The organism is Methylibium rhizosphaerae, from assembly GCF_006386545.1.
In the GTDB taxonomy this organism is placed as follows: domain Bacteria; phylum Pseudomonadota; class Gammaproteobacteria; order Burkholderiales; family Burkholderiaceae_C; genus Pseudorivibacter; species Pseudorivibacter rhizosphaerae.
Genome location: NZ_SWAR01000038.1, coordinates 19,436 through 39,559, shown reverse-complemented (window position 1 = coordinate 39,559; position 20,124 = coordinate 19,436). Strand labels below are relative to the sequence as shown.

The 20,124-nt window shown below is 68.3% G+C and carries 24 protein-coding genes; 16 read left to right on the top strand and 8 right to left on the bottom strand.

Annotated features, from left to right (window positions below; translation table 11 throughout):
- Nucleotides 1-5: 5 nt before the first annotated feature.
- A complete protein-coding gene (locus E8D38_RS22215) occupies nt 6-347 on the top strand; it encodes a polyhydroxyalkanoic acid system family protein (RefSeq protein ID WP_140635714.1) in 342 nt (113 codons plus the stop codon).
- A gap of 2 nt (nt 348-349) precedes the next feature.
- On the opposite strand, the gene E8D38_RS22210 is transcribed toward E8D38_RS22215, so the two are convergent.
- Entirely contained in the window at nt 350-739 is a 390-nt protein-coding gene (locus E8D38_RS22210) for a BLUF domain-containing protein (protein WP_181179334.1), read from the bottom strand.
- A gap of 119 nt (nt 740-858) precedes the next feature.
- Between E8D38_RS22210 and E8D38_RS22205 the strand changes: the two genes are divergently transcribed.
- Complete coding sequence (locus E8D38_RS22205) at nt 859-1,590, top strand: Crp/Fnr family transcriptional regulator (protein ID WP_246099609.1); 732 nt, start codon at nt 859-861, stop codon at nt 1,588-1,590.
- Nucleotides 1,591-1,605: 15 nt separating this feature from the next.
- Here E8D38_RS22205 and E8D38_RS22200 read toward each other — a convergent pair whose 3' ends face one another.
- Nucleotides 1,606-1,860: an acyl-CoA-binding protein gene (locus E8D38_RS22200; RefSeq protein ID WP_140635710.1), complete on the bottom strand. Its 255-nt coding sequence runs from the start codon at nt 1,858-1,860 to the stop codon at nt 1,606-1,608.
- 97 nt (nt 1,861-1,957) lie between these two features.
- On the opposite strand from E8D38_RS22200, the gene E8D38_RS22195 reads away from it, so the two are divergent.
- Nucleotides 1,958-3,400, top strand: coding sequence for a wax ester/triacylglycerol synthase family O-acyltransferase (locus E8D38_RS22195; protein WP_140635708.1), 1,443 nt, complete (start codon nt 1,958-1,960; stop codon nt 3,398-3,400).
- Between the two features lie 31 nt (nt 3,401-3,431).
- On the opposite strand, the gene E8D38_RS22190 is transcribed toward E8D38_RS22195, so the two are convergent.
- The gene (locus tag E8D38_RS22190; RefSeq protein WP_140635706.1) at nt 3,432-4,205 is read right to left on the bottom strand and encodes a tetratricopeptide repeat protein; all 774 of its coding nucleotides are present in this window, start codon (nt 4,203-4,205) and stop codon (nt 3,432-3,434) included.
- Between the two features lie 27 nt (nt 4,206-4,232).
- Nucleotides 4,233-4,901 (bottom strand): TetR/AcrR family transcriptional regulator, encoded by a 669-nt coding sequence (locus E8D38_RS22185; protein WP_140635704.1) that lies wholly within the window; start codon nt 4,899-4,901, stop codon nt 4,233-4,235.
- A 123-nt stretch (nt 4,902-5,024) separates the two neighbouring features.
- Here E8D38_RS22185 and E8D38_RS22180 point away from each other — a divergent pair, with 123 nt between their 5' ends.
- The 12 genes from E8D38_RS22180 (at nt 5,025) to E8D38_RS22125 (ending at nt 15,403) form a co-directional block, all read left to right on the top strand.
- Nucleotides 5,025-5,981, top strand: coding sequence for an ABC transporter ATP-binding protein (locus tag E8D38_RS22180; RefSeq protein ID WP_140635702.1), 957 nt, complete (start codon nt 5,025-5,027; stop codon nt 5,979-5,981).
- Nucleotides 5,978-6,739 carry an ABC transporter permease gene (locus E8D38_RS22175; protein WP_140635700.1) on the top strand — a complete coding sequence of 254 codons (762 nt, stop codon included), beginning with the start codon at nt 5,978-5,980 and terminating at the stop codon, nt 6,737-6,739. Before E8D38_RS22180 ends, E8D38_RS22175 begins: the two co-directional genes overlap by 4 nt.
- Before the next feature lie 13 nt (nt 6,740-6,752).
- A complete protein-coding gene (locus E8D38_RS22170) occupies nt 6,753-7,019 on the top strand; it encodes a BolA family protein (RefSeq protein WP_140635697.1) in 267 nt (88 codons plus the stop codon).
- Between the two features lie 108 nt (nt 7,020-7,127).
- Entirely contained in the window at nt 7,128-8,393 is a 1,266-nt protein-coding gene (gene murA / locus E8D38_RS22165; RefSeq protein WP_140635695.1) for a UDP-N-acetylglucosamine 1-carboxyvinyltransferase, read from the top strand.
- Nucleotides 8,393-9,028 (top strand): ATP phosphoribosyltransferase, encoded by a 636-nt coding sequence (hisG, locus tag E8D38_RS22160; protein WP_140635693.1) that lies wholly within the window; start codon nt 8,393-8,395, stop codon nt 9,026-9,028. The genes murA and hisG overlap by 1 nt, the downstream gene beginning before the upstream one ends.
- A gap of 8 nt (nt 9,029-9,036) precedes the next feature.
- Nucleotides 9,037-10,380, top strand: coding sequence for a histidinol dehydrogenase (gene hisD / locus E8D38_RS22155; RefSeq protein ID WP_140635691.1), 1,344 nt, complete (start codon nt 9,037-9,039; stop codon nt 10,378-10,380).
- On the top strand, nt 10,377-11,462 hold the full coding sequence (gene hisC / locus E8D38_RS22150; protein WP_140635689.1) for a histidinol-phosphate transaminase: 1,086 nt from the start codon (nt 10,377-10,379) through the stop codon (nt 11,460-11,462). The genes hisD and hisC overlap by 4 nt, the downstream gene beginning before the upstream one ends.
- Nucleotides 11,462-12,058: an imidazoleglycerol-phosphate dehydratase HisB gene (hisB, locus tag E8D38_RS22145; protein WP_140635687.1), complete on the top strand. Its 597-nt coding sequence runs from the start codon at nt 11,462-11,464 to the stop codon at nt 12,056-12,058. Before hisC ends, hisB begins: the two co-directional genes overlap by 1 nt.
- The gene (gene hisH / locus E8D38_RS22140) at nt 12,059-12,715 is read left to right on the top strand and encodes an imidazole glycerol phosphate synthase subunit HisH (protein ID WP_140635685.1); all 657 of its coding nucleotides are present in this window, start codon (nt 12,059-12,061) and stop codon (nt 12,713-12,715) included. It abuts the gene before it with no gap.
- Between the two features lie 48 nt (nt 12,716-12,763).
- Entirely contained in the window at nt 12,764-13,513 is a 750-nt protein-coding gene (gene hisA / locus E8D38_RS22135) for a 1-(5-phosphoribosyl)-5-[(5-phosphoribosylamino)methylideneamino]imidazole-4-carboxamide isomerase (protein WP_140635682.1), read from the top strand.
- Nucleotides 13,513-14,274: an imidazole glycerol phosphate synthase subunit HisF gene (hisF, locus tag E8D38_RS22130; RefSeq protein WP_140635680.1), complete on the top strand. Its 762-nt coding sequence runs from the start codon at nt 13,513-13,515 to the stop codon at nt 14,272-14,274. The genes hisA and hisF overlap by 1 nt, the downstream gene beginning before the upstream one ends.
- Nucleotides 14,275-14,299: 25 nt before the next feature.
- A complete protein-coding gene (locus E8D38_RS22125) occupies nt 14,300-15,403 on the top strand; it encodes a winged helix DNA-binding domain-containing protein (protein ID WP_246099608.1) in 1,104 nt (367 codons plus the stop codon).
- Between the two features lie 28 nt (nt 15,404-15,431).
- Here the strand turns inward: E8D38_RS22125 and E8D38_RS22120 are convergent, their stop codons facing one another.
- A complete protein-coding gene (locus E8D38_RS22120; RefSeq protein WP_246099607.1) occupies nt 15,432-16,181 on the bottom strand; it encodes a Nif3-like dinuclear metal center hexameric protein in 750 nt (249 codons plus the stop codon).
- Nucleotides 16,182-16,212: 31 nt separating this feature from the next.
- Between E8D38_RS22120 and E8D38_RS22115 the strand changes: the two genes are divergently transcribed.
- Nucleotides 16,213-17,382 (top strand): S1C family serine protease, encoded by a 1,170-nt coding sequence (locus E8D38_RS22115; RefSeq protein ID WP_140635675.1) that lies wholly within the window; start codon nt 16,213-16,215, stop codon nt 17,380-17,382.
- Between the two features lie 9 nt (nt 17,383-17,391).
- Here E8D38_RS22115 and E8D38_RS22110 read toward each other — a convergent pair whose 3' ends face one another.
- The 3 genes from E8D38_RS22110 to tatB form a co-directional block, all read right to left on the bottom strand.
- Nucleotides 17,392-18,771 (bottom strand): MATE family efflux transporter, encoded by a 1,380-nt coding sequence (locus E8D38_RS22110; RefSeq protein WP_140635674.1) that lies wholly within the window; start codon nt 18,769-18,771, stop codon nt 17,392-17,394.
- Between the two features lie 67 nt (nt 18,772-18,838).
- Nucleotides 18,839-19,639, bottom strand: coding sequence for a twin-arginine translocase subunit TatC (gene tatC, locus E8D38_RS22105; protein ID WP_140635672.1), 801 nt, complete (start codon nt 19,637-19,639; stop codon nt 18,839-18,841).
- A 9-nt stretch (nt 19,640-19,648) separates the two neighbouring features.
- Nucleotides 19,649-20,122, bottom strand: a complete 474-nt coding sequence (gene tatB, locus E8D38_RS22100) for a Sec-independent protein translocase protein TatB (RefSeq protein WP_140635670.1) — start codon at nt 20,120-20,122, stop codon at nt 19,649-19,651.
- Nucleotides 20,123-20,124: the final 2 nt, after the last annotated feature.

Below are 20,124 nucleotides of genomic sequence, written 5' to 3'. Positions count from 1 at the left end.
CCGCCATGCCAGACATCGCCATCCGCCGCGAGCACCAACTGGGCCTGAAGAAGGCCCGCGAGATCGCCTGGCAGTGGGCCGAACAGGTCGAGGCCGAGTTCAACATGGAATGCACGGTCGAAGAGGGCGACGACGAAGACCTGGTGCATTTCGAGCGTTCCGGCGTCAACGGCACACTGCGGGTGACGGCCGACGCCTTCGATCTCAAGGCCAGGCTCGGCTTCCTGCTCGGTGCGTTCCAGAAGACGATCGAAGGCGAGATCCTCAAGAACCTCGACCAGCTGCTGGGCAGCGCCCGAGGCGCGGCCACGGCGGCGAAGAAGGCGGCGCCGCGCAGGAAGGGCTGAGCTCAGTCGCCGAGTTCGAAAGAGGGCAGCCAGAGCAGCCATTGCTGCAGGGCCGCCTCACCCGACAGCTTGCGCAGCTCGTCCAGCCGCACGGCCTGCGTCTCGGGCAGTGCATAGCCCATGCGCCACAGGTCGAACCGCCGCGCCTCGATCCGCGCCTCGAAGAGCACCGCGAACCTCTCGTGCCGGGGGTCGGCCGCGAGCCGTGACAAGAGGGCTTCGAGGGCCGGGTCCGGGCCTTCCAGGTAGTGGCAGAACGACGCGCCGTCGAAGACCAGCGTCCCCGTGATGGCAGCTGTCTGATTGAAGCGCCGCGATGTGGCGGCGATGCGGGCTATCTCCCGCGCCGGCGTGCCGTCGGCGATGGAGCTGATGCAAAGAAGTTGTTTCACCGGCGGCCGCCCCGTCCTTCCCGCTGTTCCTGTTGTTGTCGAGTCGTGCCAGCATATGCGCCGGGGCTGGCGGTACTTGTGTCTTACGACGTAGCGCCGCGCCCCTTGCCGGAGAAGCCATGTTCGTGCCCTGTGCCGATTGCCCGATGCGGCAACTGCCGAGCTTCCGCAGCAACGAGCCGCAGGAGATCGAGTTCATCCAGAGCTTCAAGCAGGCCCACCGCGCATTGCCATCGGGCAGCACGCTGGTGCACGAAGGCCATGCGGTGGGCGAGCTGTTCACGCTGTTCTCGGGCTGGGCCTTCCGCTACTGCACCTTGAGCGACGGCCGCCGCCAGATCCTCAACTTCCTGCTGCCCGGCGACTTCTTCGGACTGCAGGAGCGGCTCAACGAGCAGTCGCCGCACGGGGTGGAGGCGCTCACCGACGTGGAGTTGTGCGTCTTCCCGGCCGCCGGCCTGTGGGACCTCTTCAAGAACCACCCGGGGCTGGGCTACGACGTCACCTGGCTGGCGGCGCACGAGGAGCGCATCGTCGACATGAACCTCGTGTCGGTGGGTCGGCGCAGCGCGGCGGAGCGGGTGGCGATGCTGCTCATCCACCTGCACAAGCGGGCGACCCTGCTGGGGCTGGTGGACGAGTCGGGCGGCGTGCCGTTCCCGATGAACCAGAGCCACCTGGCCGATGCACTCGGCCTGTCGCTGGTGCATACCAACAAGACGATGAGCCGGCTGCGGCAGCTCGAACTGTATGCGTTGCGCGGGGGCCGGCTGTACCTGCCGCAGCCGCATGCGCTGCAGCAGCTCGCCGACTACTACGAAAGCCCGCTGCCGCCGCGCCCGCTGGTGTGAGTGACGGGGAGGGACCTACTTCAGGGACTCGATGAGGTCGATGTATTCCTGCATCGCCTCTTCGCCGGACTTGCCCTTCAGGGCGTCCCAGGCGTCGAACTTGGCGCGACCCACCATGTCGGTGAAGCCGGGGCGCTTGCCTTCCACGTCGCCGGCCGTGGCCTGCTTGTACAGCGCATAGATCTTGAGCAGCGTCATGTTGTCGGGCTTCTCGGGCAGCTGCTTGGACTCGGCGACGGCTTGCTCGAACGTGGCTTTCAGGTCGGCCATGGTGTTTGTCTCCTCTGAAGAGAAAATCGGATTGACGGCGGGCATCTTAGCCAGCATCGTCTAGAACGAACAACCAAGAAATCCGTCGAGGAGACCCATGGCCACGAAAGCCGTCGAGCGCATGTCGCGCGTGGATACCGCCTGGCTGCGCATGGACACCGAGGCCAACCTGATGATGATCGTCGGGGTGTGGCTGCTCGAGCCGGCCGTGCCCTACGAGCTGTTGTGCCAGCGGGTGGAGGAGCGGCTGCTGAAGTACCGCCGCTTTCGCCAGAAGGTGGTCGAGGACGCCATGGGGGCGAGCTGGGTCGCCGATGCCGCATTCGACCTGCAGCGCCATGTGGTGCGCGAGAAGCTCGCGCCGAAGCGCGGCCAGCCGCTGCAGCGCGCGCTCGAGCAGCGGGTGGCCGACCTGGCCGCCATGCCGCTCGACCCGAACCGGCCGTTGTGGCAGCTGCATCTGGTGGAGCACTACCACGACGAACACGGCCACCAGGGCAGCGCGCTCATCGCGCGCATCCACCATTGCATTGCCGACGGCATCGCGCTGATCTCGGTGATGCTGTCCATCACCGACGGCGGCAAGGCGCCGCCCGAGCGCCAGCAGAAGCCGGAGGGTGAAAACGACTGGCTGGCCGATGCGGTGCTCAAGCCCATCACCGACATCACCATCAAGGCCATCGGCATGTATGGCGACGGTGTGGCCAAGTCGATGGAGATGCTTTCGAACCCGGGCAACCCGCTGGTGGGCTCGCTCGACGCGGCGCGCGCGGGCTACCAGGTGGTGAGCGACGTGGCGGCGCTCGCGCTGATGCCGGACGACTCGCCCACGCCGCTGAAGGGCAAGCCCGGCCGTGCCAAGCGGGTCGCCTGGTGCGAACCGATCCCGCTCGACGACGTGAAGGCGATCGGTCGGGCGCTCGGCTGTTCGATCAACGACGTGCTGCTGGCCTGCGCGGCCGGCGCGATCGGCGGCTACCTCGAGGCCAAGGGCGACGTCACTGCAGGCAAGGAGATCCGCGCGATGGTGCCGGTGAACCTGCGCCCGCTCGAGAAGGCCCATCAGCTGGGCAACCGCTTCGGGCTGGTGCCGCTGGTGCTGCCCATCGGCATCGGCAACCCGATCGAGCGGGTGTACGCGGTGCGTGCCCGCATGAACGAGCTGAAGGGCAGCTACCAGCCGCTGCTGGCCTTTGCCGTGCTGGCGATGGCGGGCCTGCTCATCAAGCCGGTGCAGCACGCGCTGCTGAACCTGTTTGCCAGGAAGGCCACCGCGGTGATGACCAACGTGCCGGGGCCGAGGGAGCCGCTCAAGTTCTGCGGCGCCACGCTCAAGCAGGTGATGTTCTGGGTGCCGCAGTCGGGCGACATCGGCATGGGAGTGAGCATCCTGTCGTACGGCGGCGGGGTGCAGTTCGGCCTCATCACCGACAGCAAGCTCTGCCCCGACCCCGAGAACATCATCGCCCGCTTCGCCCCGGAGTTCGAGAAGCTGCTGATGGTGACGCTGATGCTCCCCTGGGGGGACGAGGCGCACTGAGCCACCGGCCGGGGTGCTGTCTTCCCGGCTTCTAGTCTTCCAGCTCGGCCTTCGCCATCTCCACGTCGAGCCGCTCCATCGCGTCGGCCGGCTCGCAGGCGGCCGCCTCGGCATAGAGCTTCTCGGCTTCCTTCATCTTCTTGTCGCCTTCGAGCATCACCAGGCCGTTGGCATATTCCACCCGCGCGATGGCGGAGCTGGGGTTGAGCTTCAGCGCCTGCTGGAACATCTTCAGCCCGGTGGCGGCGTCTGCGCCCTGGGTCTTGCCCAGCAGCTTGCCCACCTTGTCGATCACCTCGGCATGGAAGGTGCCCAGCGCGATGTGCGCGTCGGCATGCTTGGGGGCCAGCTTGATGGCGGTTTCGAGCGCGGCCTTCACCTTGCCGCCCAGGCCCTGGGCCAGCGCCTTGGCCACGCTGATGCCCTGGCTGTAGCGGCCCAGCGCATAGGCCTGCCAGTAGTAGGCGTTGGCGTTTTTCGGCTCCTCGGCCTGCTGAGCCTCGGCCCGCTCGGCCACCTCCATGAAGAGCTCCAGCTTCTTCTTTTCGCTCTTCTCGAGGTAGTTGGCATAGATGGCCTGGGCCTTGTTGGCCACCGTGAGGCCGGCGCCGCCCGCCTTCAGGCCGGCCTCCGCCGCCTTCTGGAAGTCCCCCGCATGAAAGAGCGCCCAGGCCTCGATGACGGCGGCGTCCTTCGGAAAGGGTTCGGCGTCGCCGGCGTGCAGCCGCGCCCAGTGCTTCTTGAGGGCGGCTGCATCGTGACGGTAGACGTCGCTGTCGTACGGAAAGGCGGTCCACTTGGCCATGGGGTGTCTCCTCGGTCGTGTTCGGTTTCAGTTCTTGGCGTAGCTGCCCACCAGCGACAGCATGTGGGCACGCTGCGAGGCTTCGAGATAGGGCAGCAGCAGGCTCAGCACGTGGTAGGCACCGCGCATGAGGGCGGCATTGGCGCTTTCGGGCTCCAGCGCCTTGCGCGGATCGCGCACGTATTCGTAGCTCAGCCAGTAGGTCAGCACCACCACCATGGAGGTCGCCACCGGCTCTGACTCCCGGGCGTCGATGCGGATGCTCTGGTGGCGGCTCAGGCCGTCGAGCACAGCGCGCACCGCCTGCTGCTTGTTCTTCAGCACGAACTGGAAATGCGTTTCGAGGCGCCGGTTCTTCGACAGCAGGTCGTTCAGGTCGCGGTACAGGAAGCGGTACTGCCAGATCAGCTCGAAGAACATGTGGAAGAACAGCCACGCATCCTCCACGTTCTTCACGTTGTCGGCCGCATTGAGCAGTTCGTTGAGGGCGCGCTCGTAGCGGTCGAACAGGCTGTTGATCAGCTCGTCCTTCGCGGGGTAGTGGTAGTACAGGTTGCCGGGGCTGATGTTCAGCTCGGCGGAGATCAGCGTCGTCGAGACGTTGGGTTCGCCGAAGCGGTTGAACAGCTCCAGCGTGACTTCAAGGATGCGCTCGGCAGTGCGGCGCGGTTCCTTCTTGTTGGTCCTCGAACTCATGGGCGACCCTGTCTTTCGGGGCTGCCAATCTAGCATCGACGCACGCCCCGTCCAACGGGGAGCAGGAGAGTGCTTCCCCTACGGCAGCGGAGCGGAAGGGTGCTGCCTACAATCCGACACCCCATGCCCGCCGTTTCCTTCCAGCACGTTTCCAAGACCTACAGCTCCCCCCGCGGCGACGTGCGCGCGCTGCAGGGCGTGAGCTTCGACATCGAAGCCGGCGAGTTTTTCGGCCTGCTGGGGCCCAACGGCGCCGGCAAGACCACGCTCATCAGCATCCTCGCCGGCCTGAGCCGCGCCACGGCCGGCTCGGTGACGGTGCACGGCCACGATGTGGTGACCGACTACGCCGCCGCCCGCAAGTCGCTGGGCATCGTGCCGCAGGAGCTGGTGTTCGACCCGTTCTTCAGCGTGCGCGAGACCTTGCGCATCCAGAGCGGCTACTTCGGCGTGAAGAACAACGACGCCTGGATCGACGAGCTGCTCGAAAACCTCGGTCTCGCCGACAAGGCCAATGCCAACATGCGCCAGCTGTCGGGCGGCATGAAGCGCCGCGTGCTGGTGGCCCAGGCGCTGGTGCACCGCCCGCCGGTCATCGTGCTCGACGAGCCGACCGCCGGGGTGGACGTCGAGCTTCGCCAGACGCTGTGGCAGTTCGTCGCCCGGCTCAACCGGCAGGGCCACACCGTGCTGCTGACCACCCACTACCTCGAGGAAGCCGAGGCGTTGTGCGGCCGCATCGCCATGCTCAAGCAGGGCAGCGTGGTCGCGCTCGACCGCACCTCCAACCTGCTCGCGGGCACGGCGAGCACCATGCTGCGCTTCAAGACCGACGACCCCCTGCCGGCCGCGGTGGCCGCGCAGGCGCGCGTCACCGGCCGCATCGTGCAGGTCACGGCCCACGACGCGGCCGAGGTCGAGACGCTGCTCGGCCTGCTGCGCGGTGCCGGCGTGCGGGTCGAAGACCTCGAGATCGGCCGCGCCGACCTGGAAGACGTGTTCCTCGAAATCATGCAATCGCACAGCTCGCCGATGCCGCTGGACACCGTGGTGGCTGCCGCCCGCAGGGTCGCAGCATGAACCTCGCCGGCGCCTCCACACTGTTCCGCAAGGAGATCCTGCGCTTCTGGAAGGTGGCCTTCCAGACGGTGGCCGCCCCGGTGCTCACCGCGGTGCTGTACCTGCTGATCTTCGGCCACGTGCTCGAGGACCACGTCAAGGTCTACGACCAGGTGGGCTACACCAGCTTCCTGATCCCCGGCCTGGTGATGATGAGCGTGCTGCAGAACTCGTTCGCCAACAGCTCGTCGTCTCTCATCCAGAGCAAGATCACCGGCAACCTCGTGTTCCTGCTGGTCACGCCGCTCAGCCACTGGGCCTGGTTCGTGGCCTATGTGGGCGCCTCGGTCGTGCGCGGCGTGGTGGTGGGGCTGGGCGTGTTCCTGGTGACGGTGTGGTTCGCGCCGCTGCACCTGGCCGAGCCCTGGTGGGTCGTGGTGTTCGCGGTGCTGGGCGCGGGCATGCTCGGCTCGCTCGGGCTGGTGGCGGGGCTGTGGGCCGAGAAGTTCGACCAGATGGCCGCCTTCCAGAACTTCCTCATCATGCCGATGACCTTCCTGGCCGGCGTCTTCTACTCGGTGCATTCGCTGCCCGGGTTCTGGCAGGGGGTGAGCCACCTGAACCCGTTCTTCTACATGATCGACGGCTTCCGCCGCGGCTTCTTCGGCCAGAGCGACGTGTCGCCGTGGCTGAGTCTGGGCATCGTGAGCGCGAGCTTCCTGGCCGTGGCCGGCGTCGCGCTGGCCCTGCTGAAAAGCGGCTACAAGCTGCGGCACTAGAATCTCGCCCATCATGTCGGACCCCACCCCCCAGGAAGTCGAGCGCTACATCGCGCAAGGCCTCGCCTGCGAACACCTGCAGGTCGAGGGGGATGGCCGCCACTTCTTCGCCACCATCGTCTCGCGCGACTTCGAGGGCAAGACCCGCGTCGCGCGCCACCAGCGCGTCTACCAGGCGCTGGGCGATAGAATGCGTGAGCAAATCCACGCCCTGTCGATGAAGACGCTGACACCGGCGGAGTGGGCCCAGACCACCTCCACCCAAGGCCACCACCACTGACACTCAAGCCGCTGCATCTTCTGCGCGGCTTGTGGGCCATCTCGCGCAAGCGGGGTGTCGGTCCGGGCAAGCGCATGGATGCTGAGGCTCCTCGATGAAGCCCACACCATGGACAAACTCCTCATCCGCGGCGGCCGCTCCCTCCAGGGCGAAGTCACCATCTCCGGCGCCAAGAACGCCGCCCTGCCGGAACTCTGCGCAGCGCTGCTGACCGCCGAGCCGGTGGTGCTCTCCAACGTGCCGCGCCTGCAGGACGTGGCCACCACCCTCAAGGTGCTGCGCAGCCTGGGCGCCCAGGCCGAGCGGTCCGAGTCGCAGCCCGACACGGTGACCATCGACGCGGGCAACATCACCTCCCGGGAGGCCACCTACGACCTGGTCAAGACCATGCGGGCCTCCATCCTGGTGCTGGGGCCGCTGCTGGCACGTTTCGGCGAGGCCAAGGTGTCGCTGCCCGGCGGCTGCGCCATCGGCTCGCGGCCGGTGGACCAGCACATCAAGGGCCTGCAGGCCATGGGTGCCGACATCAGCGTCGAGCACGGCTACATCCTGGCGCGCGCGCAGCGCCTGAAGGGCGCGCGCATCACGACCGACATGGTCACCGTGACCGGCACCGAGAACCTGATGATGGCCGCCGCGCTGGCCGAAGGCGAAACGGTGCTCGAGAACGCCGCGCAGGAGCCCGAGATCCCCGACCTGGCCGAACTGCTCATCAAGATGGGCGCGCGCATCGAGGGGCACGGCACCAGCAAGGTCCGCATCCAGGGCGTCGAGCGGCTGCATGCGCCGGCGGTGCCGCACGAGATCATTCCCGACCGCATCGAGACCGGCACCTTCCTCTGCGCGGTGGCTGCGGCCGGCGGCGACGTGACCCTGCGCCGCGCCGATGCCCGGCACCTCGACGCGGTGATCGACAAGCTGCGCGAGGCCGGCGCCTCCATCGAGTCCGGCGACGACTGGATCCGGGTGCGGTCCCAGGGACGGCCCAAGGCGGTGGGCTTCCGCACCAGCGAATACCCGGCGTTCCCGACCGACATGCAGGCGCAGTTCATGGCGCTCGACTGCGTGGCCGAGGGGAGCGCGCGCATCACCGAGACCATCTTCGAGAACCGCTTCATGCACGTGAACGAACTCGTGCGCCTGGGCGCGAAGATCGAGGTCGACGGCCACACCGCCGTGGTCACCGGCGTGCCGCGCCTGTCGGGCGCCACCGTGATGGCCACCGACCTGCGCGCCTCGGCGAGCCTGGTGATCGCCGGCCTGGTGGCCGACGGCGAGACGCTGGTCGACCGCATCTACCACCTCGACCGCGGCTACGACCAGATGGAAGCCAAGCTGCGCGGCATCGGCGCCGACATCGAAAGGGTGAAGTGATGCTGACGCTGGCGCTGTCGAAGGGCCGCATCTTCGAGGAAACCCTGCCGCTGCTGAAGGCCGCGGGCATCGAGGTGACCGAAGACCCGGAAACCTCCCGCAAGCTGATCCTGCCCACCTCCCGGCCCGACGTGCGGGTGGTGCTGGTGCGCGCCACCGACGTGCCGACCTATGTGCAGTACGGCGGCGCCGACCTGGGCGTTGCCGGCAAGGACGTGCTGCTCGAACACGGCGGCGAGGGCCTGTACCAGCCGCTCGACCTGCAGATCGCCAAGTGCCGCATGAGCGTGGCGGTGCGGGCCGACTTCGACTACGCCGCGGCGGTGAAGCAGGGCTCGCGCATCCGCGTGGCCACCAAGTACGTGAGCGTGGCGCGCGACCACTTCGCCGACAAGGGCGTGCACGTCGACCTGATCAAGCTCTACGGCTCGATGGAACTGGCGCCGCTCACCGGCCTGGCCGACGCCATCGTCGACCTCGTGTCCACCGGCAGCACGCTCAAGGCCAACCACCTCGTCGAGGTCGAGAAGATCATGGACATCTCCTCGCGCCTCGTCGTCAACCAGGCCGCGCTCAAGTTGAAGCGCGACGCCATCCGGCCGCTCATCGACGCTTTCTCAACCGCCATCCGATAGGAAACACCATGTCCTCCCCGGTCAACATCCGCCAACTGCAAACCAGCGCGCCCGGCTTCGATGCCGAATTCCAGCGCGTGCTGCACTGGTCGGCGGAAGAAGACCATGCGATCGAGGAAAGGGTGAAGGCCATCCTGGCCGACGTGAAGGCGCGCGGCGACGCCGCGGTGCTGGAGTACACCGCGCGCTTCGATGCGCTGGAGGCCGCCTCGGTGGCGGCCCTGGAGCTGTCGCGCGACGAGCTCAAGGCCGCCTTCGAGGCCATCACGCCGGCGCAGCGCAGCGCGCTCGAAGCGGCCGCCGCGCGGGTGCGGGCCTATCACGAGCGCCAGCTCGAAGCCTGCGGCCGCAGCTGGAGCTACCGCGACGCAGACGGCACGCTGCTGGGCCAGAAGGTCACGCCGCTCGACCGCGTGGGCGTGTACGTGCCCGGCGGCAAGGCGGCGTATCCGTCCAGCGTGCTCATGAACGTGGTGCCGGCCCAGGTGGCCGGTGTCGGCGAGATCGTCATGGTGGTGCCCACGCCGCGCGGCGAGAAGAACCCGCTGGTGCTGGCCGCGGCCTATGTGGCCGGCGTGCACCGTGCCTACACCCTCGGCGGCGCGCAGGCAGTGGCCGCGCTCGCGTACGGCACAGCCACCGTGCCGCGGGTCGACAAGATCACCGGCCCGGGCAATGCCTACGTGGCCTCGGCCAAGAAGCACGTGTTCGGACAGGTAGGCATCGACATGATCGCCGGGCCCAGCGAGATCCTGGTGCTGGCCGACGGCTCCACGCCGGCCGACTGGGTGGCGATGGACCTCTTCAGCCAGGCCGAACACGACGAGCTGGCGCAGAGCATCCTGCTGTGCCCCGATGCCGGCTACATCGCCGAAGTGAAGGCCGCGATCGAGCGCCTGCTGCCGGGCATGCCGCGGCAAGGCATCATCCGCGCCTCGCTCGAAGGCCGCGGCGCGCTGATCCGCACCCGCAGCATGGAAGAGGCCTGCGAGATCAGCAACCGCATCGCGCCCGAGCACCTCGAGGTGAGCTCGCGCGACCCGCACCGCTGGGAGCCGTTGCTGCGGCATGCCGGCGCCATCTTCCTGGGCGCCTACACCAGCGAAAGCCTGGGCGACTATTGCGCAGGCCCCAACCACGTGCTGCCCACCTCGGGCACGGCACGCTTCTCGTCGCCGCTGGGCGTGTACGACTTCCAGAAGCGCTCCAGCCTCATCGAGGTGAGCGAAGCGGGGGCCCAGGTGCTGGGCACCATCGCGGCCGAGCTGGCCTATGGCGAAGGCCTGCAGGCGCATGCGCAGGCGGCCGAGTTCCGCCTGTCTGCGAACAACACGAAGGGCGGTGCACGATGAGCTCGCTGAAGGACCGTTTGCAGAAGGTGATCCGCCAGGACGTGCAGTCGATGCACGGCTATGCCATCCAGCAGAGCGCCGGCATGGTGAAGCTCGATGCGATGGAAAACCCGTTCCGCCTGCCCGCCGTGCTGCAGCGCGAGCTCGGCGAGCGCCTCGGCGGCGTGGCCATCAACCGCTACCCGACGCATTGCGTGAACGACGTGATCGAGGCGCTGTCGCGCCATGTGGGGCTGCCGGCCGGCTGCAAGCTGATGCTAGGCAACGGCTCCGACGAGCTCATCAGCCTGCTGGCGCTGGCCTGCGACGTGCCGGGCGCCAGCATCCTCGCGCCGATGCCAGGCTTCGTGATGTACGAGATGTCGGCCAGGCTGCAGGGCTTGCGCTTCGTCGGCGTGCCGCTCACGGCGCGGTTCGAGCTCGACGAGGCGGCCATGCTGGCTGCCATCGAGCAGCACCGCCCGGCCATCACCTACATCGCTTATCCCAACAACCCGACCGCGAACCTGTTCGACGACGCGGTGATCGACCGCATCGTCGACGCGGTGGGCCGGCAGGACGGGCTGGTGGTGTTCGACGAGGCCTACCAGCCGTTCGCGTCGCGCACCCGGCTCGACCGCATCGGCGAACACGAGCACGTGCTGGTGATGCGCACGCTCAGCAAGTTCGGGCTGGCCGGCGTGCGGCTGGGCTACATGATCGGCGCCGCGGCGCTCATCGACGAGATCAACAAGGTGCGCCCGCCCTACAACATCAGCGCGCTCAATGCCGAGGCGGCCCTGTTCGCGCTGGAGCACGCCGACGAGTACGCGCGCCAGGCGCAGGTGCTGCGCAGCGAGCGCGACAGGCTGCAGGCCGCCCTGGCGGCCATGCCCGGTGTATCGCCCTTCCCGAGCGAGGCCAACATGATCCTGGTGCGGGTGCCCGACGCGAAGCGTGCCTTCGCCGGCATGAAGGAGCGCGGGGTGCTGGTCAAGAACATCGAGAACATGCACCCGCTGCTGGCAGGCTGCCTGCGCCTGACGGTGGGCACGCCCGAAGAGAACACCCTGATGATCGATGCCTTGAAAGCGAGCCTGTGATGAGCGCCCCCCGTATTGCCGAAGTCAAACGCAACACCAAGGAGACGCAGATCCGCGTGCGGGTCAACCTCGACGGCACCGGCGAGGCCAGGCTCTCCACCGGCATCGGCTTCTTCGACCACATGCTCGACCAGATCGCCCGCCACGGCCTGATCGACCTCGAGATCGAGGCGCAGGGCGACCTGCACATCGACGGCCACCACACGGTCGAGGACGTCGGCATCACGCTGGGCATGGCCGTTGCTGAGGCGGTGGGCGACAAGAAGGGGCTTACCCGCTACGGGCATTCGTACGTGCCGCTCGACGAAGCGCTGTCGCGGGTAGTGATCGACTTCTCCGGCCGCCCCGGCATCGAGATGGACGTGGCCTTCAAGTCCGGCATGATCGGCGCCTTCGACACGCAGCTGGCCTTCGAGTTCTTCCAGGGGTTTGCCAACCATGCGCTGGTCACGCTGCACATCGACAACCTGAAGGGCCACAACGCCCACCACCAGTGCGAGACCATCTTCAAGGCCTTCGGCCGCGCTCTGCGCATGGCGATGACGCTCGACCCGCGTTCGGCGGGCGTCATCCCGTCGACCAAGGGGAGCCTCTAGATGACGCGCACGGTGGCAGTCGTCGACTACGGCATGGGCAACCTGCGCTCGGTGTCGCAGGCCGTGCTGCATGCGGCCAACGGCACCGGCCTGCAGGTGGTGGTGACCGCCGACCCCGAGGCCGTGCGCGCCGCAGAACGGGTGGTGCTGCCGGGGCAGGGCGCAATGCGCGACTGCATGCGCGAGCTGCACGAGGCCCATGGCGGCGACCTGTTGCACAGCGTGCTGGAAGCGGCCGCGGCCAAGCCGCTGATGGGCGTGTGCGTGGGCATGCAGATGCTGCTCGACCACAGCGAGGAGCAGGACACGCCGGGCCTGGGCCTCATCCCCGGTGTCGTGAAGCGCTTCCGCCTCGATGGGCAGCTGCAGCCCGACGGCAGCCGCTACAAGGTGCCCCAGATGGGCTGGAACCGCGTGTCGCAGCCGCGCGCCCACCCGGTGTGGGCCGGCGTGCCCGACAACAGCTGGTTCTATTTCGTGCACAGCTACTACGCAAATCCGTCGGATGCGGCCCACAGCGCGGGTGAAACCGAGTACGGCAGCCGCTTTACCTGTGCCGTGGCCCGCGATAATATTTTTGCCACCCAGTTCCACCCCGAGAAAAGTGCTGCGCACGGCCTGGCCCTGTACCGCAACTTCCTGACCTGGAAGCCCTGAGCCCCTTTCTCGGACTCCTCCTCCTTTCGCCACTGCGCTTCAACAGCCATGCTGCTGATCCCCGCGATTGACCTGAAAGACGGTCAGTGCGTTCGCCTGAAACAGGGCGACATGAATGACTCCACCACTTTCAGCGAGGACCCGGCCGCCATGGCGCGGCGCTGGCTGGAGGCCGGCGCAAGACGCCTGCACCTGGTGGACCTGAACGGCGCATTCGCCGGCAAGCCGGTCAACGAGGCGGCCATCAAGGCCATCATTGCCGAGGTGGGCGACGAGATCCCGGTGCAGCTGGGCGGCGGCATCCGGGACCTCGACACCATCGAGCGCTACCTCGACGACGGCCTGTCCTACGTGATCATCGGCACGGCCGCGGTCAAGAACCCGGGCTTCCTGCGCGATGCCTGCACCGCCTTCGGCGGCCACATCATCGTGGGCCTCGACGCCAAGGACGGCAAGGTCGCCACCGACGGCTGGAGCAAGCTCACCGGCCACGAGGTGATCGACCTCGCCAAGAAGTTCGAGGACTACGGCATCGAAGGCGTGATCTACACCGACATCGGCCGCGACGGCATGCTGACCGGCATCAACGTCGAGGCCACGGTGAAGCTCGCGCAGGCGCTGTCGATCCCGGTCATCGCCTCGGGGGGGCTGGCCGGCATCACCGACATCGAAAAGCTCTGCGCGGTGGAAGACGATGGCGTCGAAGGCGTGATCTGCGGCCGCTCCATCTACACCGGCGCGCTCGATTTCGTGGCGGCGCAGAAGCGGGCCGACGAGCTCAACGGCGGCGACGCCTGATGCTGGCCAAGCGCATCATTCCCTGCCTCGACGTGACCGGCGGCCGCGTCGTCAAGGGCGTCAACTTCGTCGAGCTGCGCGATGCGGGCGACCCGGTGGAGATCGCCGCGCGCTACAACGAGCAGGGCGCCGACGAGCTGACCTTCCTCGACATCACCGCCACCAGCGACGACCGCGACCTGATCCTGCCGATCATCGAGGCGGTGGCTTCCGAAGTGTTCATTCCGCTCACCGTGGGCGGCGGCGTGCGCACCGTGGCCGACGTGCGCCGGCTGCTCAATGCCGGTGCCGACAAGGTGAGCTTCAACTCGGCCGCCGTGGCCAACCCGCAGGTGATCCGCGACGCGTCCGACAAGTACGGCTCGCAATGCATCGTGGTGGCCATCGACGCGAAGGCGCGGCCCGATGGCACCGGCTGGGACGTCTACACCCACGGCGGGCGCAAGAACACCGGGCTCGATGCCGTGGCCTGGGCGAAGCAGATGACCGAATACGGCGCCGGCGAGATCCTGCTCACCAGCATGGACCGCGACGGCACACGGATCGGCTTCAACCTCGAGCTCACCCGCGCGGTGAGCGATGCGGTGGATGTGCCGGTCATCGCGTCCGGCGGCGTCGGCAACCTCGAGCACCTCGCCGACGGCATCCAGATCGGGCATGCCGATGCGGTGCTCGCGGCCAGCATCTTCCACTACGGCGAATACACGGTCGCGCAAGCCAAGGCCCTGATGGCGTCGCGCGGCATCCCGGTGCGGCAGTAAGCGCGTGCCTGCGGCAGGACCTGCAGTGCCCGCGCCGCCGCTTTTCACCCAACGCGCCCTGAACCGCGCCACGCTGGCGCGGCAGATGCTCCTGCAGCGGGCCAGCCTGCCGCTGGTCGCGGCGGTCGAGCATCACATCGGCCTGCAGGGCCAGGTGGCCAATGCGCCGTACCTCGCCCTGTGGGCACGGGTCGAAGGCTTCCGATTCGACGAGCTCACCCGGCTGATCGAAACCCGCAAGCTGGTGCGCGCCGCCACGCTGCGCGGCACCTTGCACCTCATGAGCGCCCGCGACCTGCTGGCCTGGCGCAGCAGCTTCACCGGGATGATGCGGCGCGCACTCCAGGCCAGCCACGGCAAGGGCCTGTCGGGCCTCGATCTCGACGAAGTGTGCGACGCCACGCTGCAGGTGCTGGCCGACGGGCCGCTCACCTATGCAGACATCGGCCAGCGCCTGCGCGAGCGCTGGCCGCAGCATGAGGCCGGCCACCTGTCGCAGGTGGCGCGCTGCCTCGATGCGCTGGTGCAGGTGCCGCCGGCCGGCACCTGGGGGTGGACGCGGCCGGCGCCCATGACGCCGGCGACGCGGTGGCTCGGCAAGCCGCTCAAGCCGCCGGCGCGGCCCGACAAGCTGCTGCTGCGCTATCTCGCCGCCTTCGGCCCGGCGAGCCTGCAGGACATGACCACCTGGAGCGGGCTCGGCGGCCTGCGCGAAGCGATCGAGCGGCTGCGCCCCAAGCTGCTGGTGTGGCAGGACGACCGCGGCCGTGAGCTGTTCGACCTGCCAGAGGCGCCCCGGCCGGATCCCGACACGCTGGTGCCGGTGCGCCTGCTTGCTCCTTTCGACAACCTCGTGCTCTCCCACGAAGACCGCCGCCGCGTGGTGGCCGACGCGCATCGCCCGCTCATCGCCACCGTGAACGGCCTGTTCGCGCCCACCTTCCTGGTAGACGGCATGGTGAGCGGCGTGTGGAAGCTGGAGCCGGCCGGCGTGGTCTTCGAGCCCTTCATGCGGCTGGGCAAGGCCGTGCGAGACGAACTCGAGGCCGAGGCGGCCGGGCTCCTGGCGGCGCTGCCCGGAGCCGATGGCCGGCGGCAGGTGCGTTTTGCCGCGCCGAAGAGCTCCTGAGCTGAGCGGTGCCTGGCTCGGGCCGGGGTCAGGCCGGGTTGTCGATGTCGATGAACTCGTGCTCGAGCTCGAAGCGCTCGGCCAGGTGCGCCGCCACCGCCTGAGCGCCGTAGCGTTCGGTGGCATGGTGGCCGCAGGCATAGAAGGCCACGCCGGTCTCGCGTGCGTAGTGCGCCTGCGGTTCCGAGATCTCGCCGGTGAGGAAGGCGTCCGCCCCCGCGGCAATGGCGGCTTCGAAGTAGCCTTGCGCGCCGCCGGTGCACCAGGCCACCCGCTTGATCTGCCGGCCGTCGCCTTCGGCGAGCGTGGGCGCCCGGCCCAGGCGGAACTGCAGCATCGCCGCGAGTGCGGCCGGCGTCATCGGCTGAGGTGAGCTGCCGATGAAACCGAGGTCCTGGTCGCCGAAGCGGCCTTCTATGTTGAACTTGAGGCGCGAGCCCAGCTGCGCGTTGTTGCCCAGCGCCGGGTGGGCGTCGAGCGGCAGGTGGTAGGCGAACAGGTTCACCTCGGCGGCCAGCAGCGCCGACAGGCGCTTCTTCATCCAGCCGGTGACCCGGCCGTCCTGGCCGCGCCAGAACAGGCCGTGGTGCACGACGATGGCGTCGGCACCGGCCGCGACGGCGGCCTCGATGAGCGCCAGGCTGGCCGTCACGCCGCTCACGATCTTGCGGATTTCGGGTTTGCCCTCGACCTGCAGACCGTTCGGCCCATAATCCTTGAAGCGCTCCACCTCGAGCAGGGTCTTCAGGTAAGCATCGAGCGCGTCGCGGGTCGTCACGGCCTGTCCTTGGTTTCCATCTGCAATCGTTATGCGCAGAACCTGGCTCATTTTCTCGCAAGCGGTCACGGTCGCCCTGGCCGTGCTTTTCGTGGTGGCAACACTCAAGCCCGAGTGGCTGGCCAGCAGGCCGGCGCTGCTGGGCTCGGCGCCGGCGCCGGCCATTTCCATCCAGGAGGTGGTGAGCAACCCGAGCGCCAAGCCCGCCGGCACCGGCTATGCCGAGGCGGCCCGCCGTGCGGCGCCGGCGGTCGTGAGCGTCATGACCAGCAAGGCACCCTCGCGCCACCCGCATGCCACCGATCCGTGGTTCCGCTTCTTCTTCGGCGACCAGGACGGCCCGCCGCAGGCGCAGACCGGCATGGGCTCCGGCGTCATCGTCTCGACCGACGGCTACCTGCTCACCAACAACCACGTGGTCGAGGGTGTCGACGACATCGAGGTCCTGCTGTCCGACGGCCGGCGTGCCAAGGCCAAGGTGGTGGGCAACGACCCCGAGACCGACCTCGCGGTGCTCAAGGTCGACCTCGACAAGCTGCCGGCCATCACCTTCGGCAATGCCGACGCGCTGCAGGTCGGCGACGTGGTGCTGGCCATCGGCAACCCGTTCGGCGTGGGCCAGACGGTGACCTCGGGCATCGTGAGCGCGCTGGGCCGCAACCAGCTCGGCATCAACACCTTCGAGAACTTCATCCAGACCGACGCCGCCATCAACCCGGGCAACTCCGGCGGCGCGCTGGTCGATGCCAACGGCAACCTGATGGGCATCAACACCGCGATCTATTCGCGCAGCGGCGGCAGCCTGGGCATCGGCTTTGCGATCCCCGTGTCCACCGGCCGCATGGTGATGGAAAGCCTCATCCGTGACGGCGAGGTCACCCGCGGCTGGATCGGCGTGGAGCCGCGCGACCTGACGCCCGAGATGGCCGACACCTTCAACCTGCCCATCAAGCAGGGCGTGCTGATCACCGGCGTGCTGCAGGGCGGGCCGGCCAGCGAAGGCGGCATCCGACCGGGCGACGTGGTCACGCGGGTAGCCCAGACGCCGGTGACCAACACCTCGCAGCTCCTCAATGCGGTGGCCGCGCTCAAGCCACACAGCGAGGCGAGCATCGGGGTGCAGCGCGGCAGCGAGGCGCTCGAAGTGAGCGTGAAGGTGGCGCAGCGGCCGAAGCAGGACCAGCGGCAGCGGGAGCGCTGAGCCCGGCGTTCAGCCGGCCGGCTGCAGGCGCTCGCGGGCGACCTTGTGCAGCAGCCACAGCTGCGACACTGCGGCGGCGAACAGCGCCGTCACCAGCCCGATCCAGAAGCCGTAGACCCCCAGCGGTGCCAGCTCCATGGCGGCCCAGCCGCGGTGGCCCAGCCAGGCGCCCAGCGGGATGCCGATGGCCCAGAAGGCCACGATCATCAGCCACATCGGCAGCATCGTGACCTTGTAGCCGCGCAGGGCGCCGATGGCGATCACCTGGGTGGCGTCGGCCAGCTGCCAGGCGGCGGCAAACAGCAGCAGCGTGGCTGCCACCGCCTGCACCGAGGCGTCGGGTGAATACAACCCGACGATCTCCGAGCGCAGCGCCAGCAGCAGCGGCACCAGCGCCAGCGCGATCAGCAGGCCGAGCACCAGACCACAGGCCGAGATGAAACGTGCGCCGCGCGGGTCCTGCGCGCCGAGCGACTGGCCCACGCGGATGGACAGCGCGGTCGACAGCCCCATCGGCAGCATGAACACCACCGATGCGAAGTTGAGGCCGACCTGGTGCGCGGCGATCGGCACGGCGCCCAGGCTGCCGATCATCAGCGCGACGCCGGCAAAGGCCGACACCTCGGCCAGGTGGGCCGCGCCGATCGGCAGCCCGAGCCTGAGCAGTCGCTTGAAGGTGGCCCATTCGGGTCGCGACCAGCCGCGGTACAGCAGCACCTTCTCGTAGTGATGCGAGCGAGCCGTGTACAGGCCCATCAGCAGCAGCGACAGCCACATGCCGATGCCGGACGCCCAGCCGCAGCCGGCGCCGCCCAGCGCCGGCAGGCCCCAGTGTCCGTAGATCAGCAGCCAGTTGAGCAGCGCGTTGGCCAGCAGGCCGATGACCGCCAGGCCGATGAGCGGGCGGGTGTGGTTGATGCTCGCCGAGTAGAACGACAGCGCGCGGAACATCAGCGCAGCCGGCAGGCCGAGCACGATGCCCTGCAGGAACAGCACCGTCTTGCCGGCCAGTTCGGCCTCCACGCCCGACAGCTGCAGCAGGTCGTCAGCCAGCGGCAGCAGCGCCACCGGCACGAGTCCCAGCAGTGCGGCCAGCCAGACGGCCTGCTGGGTGTCGTGCACGATCGCCGCATGGTCGCCGGCGCCGAAGTGGTGGGCCACGATGGGCGAAAGCGCCTGCACCACGCCCATCAGCGAGATGAACACCGGCACCCACACCGCCACGCCCAGCCCGACCACCGCCTGCTCCACCGCGCCGGCGCGGCCGGCCATCACCGTGTCGAGCAGGCCCATGAGCACGAAGCCGAGTTGCGACAGCACGATGGGGCCGGCCAGCACCAGCAGCCGGCGCGACTCGCCCAGGAAACGCGAGGTTCTTGTGGTGGTCATGCAGAAACGTCACGCGGCGCCGAAGCGCCGCGTTCTTGTCGGGTGGGGGCCGCCAGTGTCGGCGAAATCAGGAGACCTTGTCCTGCGCGGCGGACTCCCCGTCCTGGGGGGCCTGGGTGTGCTTGATGAAGAGCCGGGCCGCGATGATGCCCAGCTCGTAGAGGATGCACATCGGGACGGCCAGCGCCAGCTGCGAGATGACGTCCGGCGGCGTGACGACGGCCGCGATGATGAACGCCAGCACGATGAAGTAGCCGCGGAACTGCTTGAACTTGTCGATGCTGACCAGCCCCATGCGGGCCAGCACGATCACCACGATCGGCACCTCGAAAGCCGCGCCGAACACCAGGAACAGCGTGAGCACGAAGCCGAGGTACTGCTCGATGTCAGGCGCCGCGGTGATGCTCTTGGGCGCGAAGCTCTGGATGAACTGCGACATCGCCGGGATGACGATGAAGTAGCAGAAGGCCACGCCCGTGAAGAACAGCACGGTGCTCGAGACCACCAGCGGCAGCACCAGCTTCTTCTCGTGGCTGTAGAGCCCCGGCGCCACGAAGGCCCAGGTCTGGTACAGCACCACCGGCAGCGCCACCAGGAAGGCGGCGAGCAGCGTGATCTTGAGCGGCACCAGCAGCGGCGAGATCACGTTGGTGGCGATCAGCGTGGCGCCCTTGGGCAGGTGGGCCACGAGCGGGTGGGCGAGGATGTCGTACAGCGCGCCCGGCCCCGGGTAGAAGCACAGCACGCCGAACACCACCAGCACCGCGATCAGCGCGCGCACCAGACGGTCGCGCAGCTCGATCAGGTGGCTGACGAAGGGCTGCTCGGTGCCCTCCAGTTCGTCTTTTTCAGGGGATTTGTCGCTCACGAAAGGTCTTCAAAGCGCGCGCGGCGGGCGAAAGCGTGCAACACGGGCGGCACCGGACTGGGCCCGGGCGCGCACGCCGTGGCGCTGCTTGTACCACTGCGGCACGGCGCTGCGCTTGAGCCGCCAGTTCTTCTTGGGATGCCGGTACACCGGGGCCGGCTCATGCAGCGGCGAGGGCAGGGCGCCTTCGCTGCCGGTGGCCTCGGTCCAGGCTTTCTCGAAGTCGCCGCTCGTTTCGCGGATCTCCTTGGAGATCGTCTGCTCCACGTTGTGGGCCGCGTCCTCGAACTGGGACTTCATTTTCTTGAGCTCTTCGAGCTCGATCGAACGGTTGACCTCGGCCTTCACGTCGGCCACGTAACGCTGGGCCTTGCCCAGCAGGTGGCCGACGGTACGGGCCACGCGCGGCAGCTTCTCGGGGCCGATGACGATCAACGCCACCGCCCCGATGAGCGCGAGCTTGTCGAAGCCGAAATCGATCATGC

Excerpts from the sequence above, each read along its gene's own strand:
- hisH (WP_140635685.1), top strand. The coding sequence starts at position 12,059 with ATGACGCGCACGGTGGCAGTCGTCGACTACGGCATGGGCAACCTGCGC.
- E8D38_RS22205 (WP_246099609.1), top strand. The coding sequence starts at position 859 with ATGTTCGTGCCCTGTGCCGATTGCCCGATGCGGCAACTGCCGAGCTTC.
- E8D38_RS22185 (WP_140635704.1), bottom strand. The coding sequence starts at position 4,901 with ATGAGTTCGAGGACCAACAAGAAGGAACCGCGCCGCACTGCCGAGCGC.
- E8D38_RS22200 (WP_140635710.1), bottom strand. The coding sequence starts at position 1,860 with ATGGCCGACCTGAAAGCCACGTTCGAGCAAGCCGTCGCCGAGTCCAAG.
- tatB (WP_140635670.1), bottom strand. The coding sequence starts at position 20,122 with ATGATCGATTTCGGCTTCGACAAGCTCGCGCTCATCGGGGCGGTGGCG.
- E8D38_RS22190 (WP_140635706.1), bottom strand. The coding sequence starts at position 4,205 with ATGGCCAAGTGGACCGCCTTTCCGTACGACAGCGACGTCTACCGTCAC.
- E8D38_RS22195 (WP_140635708.1), top strand. The coding sequence starts at position 1,958 with ATGGCCACGAAAGCCGTCGAGCGCATGTCGCGCGTGGATACCGCCTGG.
- hisC (WP_140635689.1), top strand. The coding sequence starts at position 10,377 with ATGAGCTCGCTGAAGGACCGTTTGCAGAAGGTGATCCGCCAGGACGTG.
- E8D38_RS22215 (WP_140635714.1), top strand. The coding sequence starts at position 6 with ATGCCAGACATCGCCATCCGCCGCGAGCACCAACTGGGCCTGAAGAAG.
- hisB (WP_140635687.1), top strand. The coding sequence starts at position 11,462 with ATGAGCGCCCCCCGTATTGCCGAAGTCAAACGCAACACCAAGGAGACG.
- hisF (WP_140635680.1), top strand. The coding sequence starts at position 13,513 with ATGCTGGCCAAGCGCATCATTCCCTGCCTCGACGTGACCGGCGGCCGC.
- E8D38_RS22180 (WP_140635702.1), top strand. The coding sequence starts at position 5,025 with ATGCCCGCCGTTTCCTTCCAGCACGTTTCCAAGACCTACAGCTCCCCC.
- E8D38_RS22170 (WP_140635697.1), top strand. The coding sequence starts at position 6,753 with ATGTCGGACCCCACCCCCCAGGAAGTCGAGCGCTACATCGCGCAAGGC.
- murA (WP_140635695.1), top strand. The coding sequence starts at position 7,128 with ATGGACAAACTCCTCATCCGCGGCGGCCGCTCCCTCCAGGGCGAAGTC.
- E8D38_RS22175 (WP_140635700.1), top strand. The coding sequence starts at position 5,978 with ATGAACCTCGCCGGCGCCTCCACACTGTTCCGCAAGGAGATCCTGCGC.
- hisG (WP_140635693.1), top strand. The coding sequence starts at position 8,393 with ATGCTGACGCTGGCGCTGTCGAAGGGCCGCATCTTCGAGGAAACCCTG.
- hisD (WP_140635691.1), top strand. The coding sequence starts at position 9,037 with ATGTCCTCCCCGGTCAACATCCGCCAACTGCAAACCAGCGCGCCCGGC.
- hisA (WP_140635682.1), top strand. The coding sequence starts at position 12,764 with ATGCTGCTGATCCCCGCGATTGACCTGAAAGACGGTCAGTGCGTTCGC.
- E8D38_RS22110 (WP_140635674.1), bottom strand. The coding sequence starts at position 18,771 with ATGACCACCACAAGAACCTCGCGTTTCCTGGGCGAGTCGCGCCGGCTG.
- E8D38_RS22115 (WP_140635675.1), top strand. The coding sequence starts at position 16,213 with ATGCGCAGAACCTGGCTCATTTTCTCGCAAGCGGTCACGGTCGCCCTG.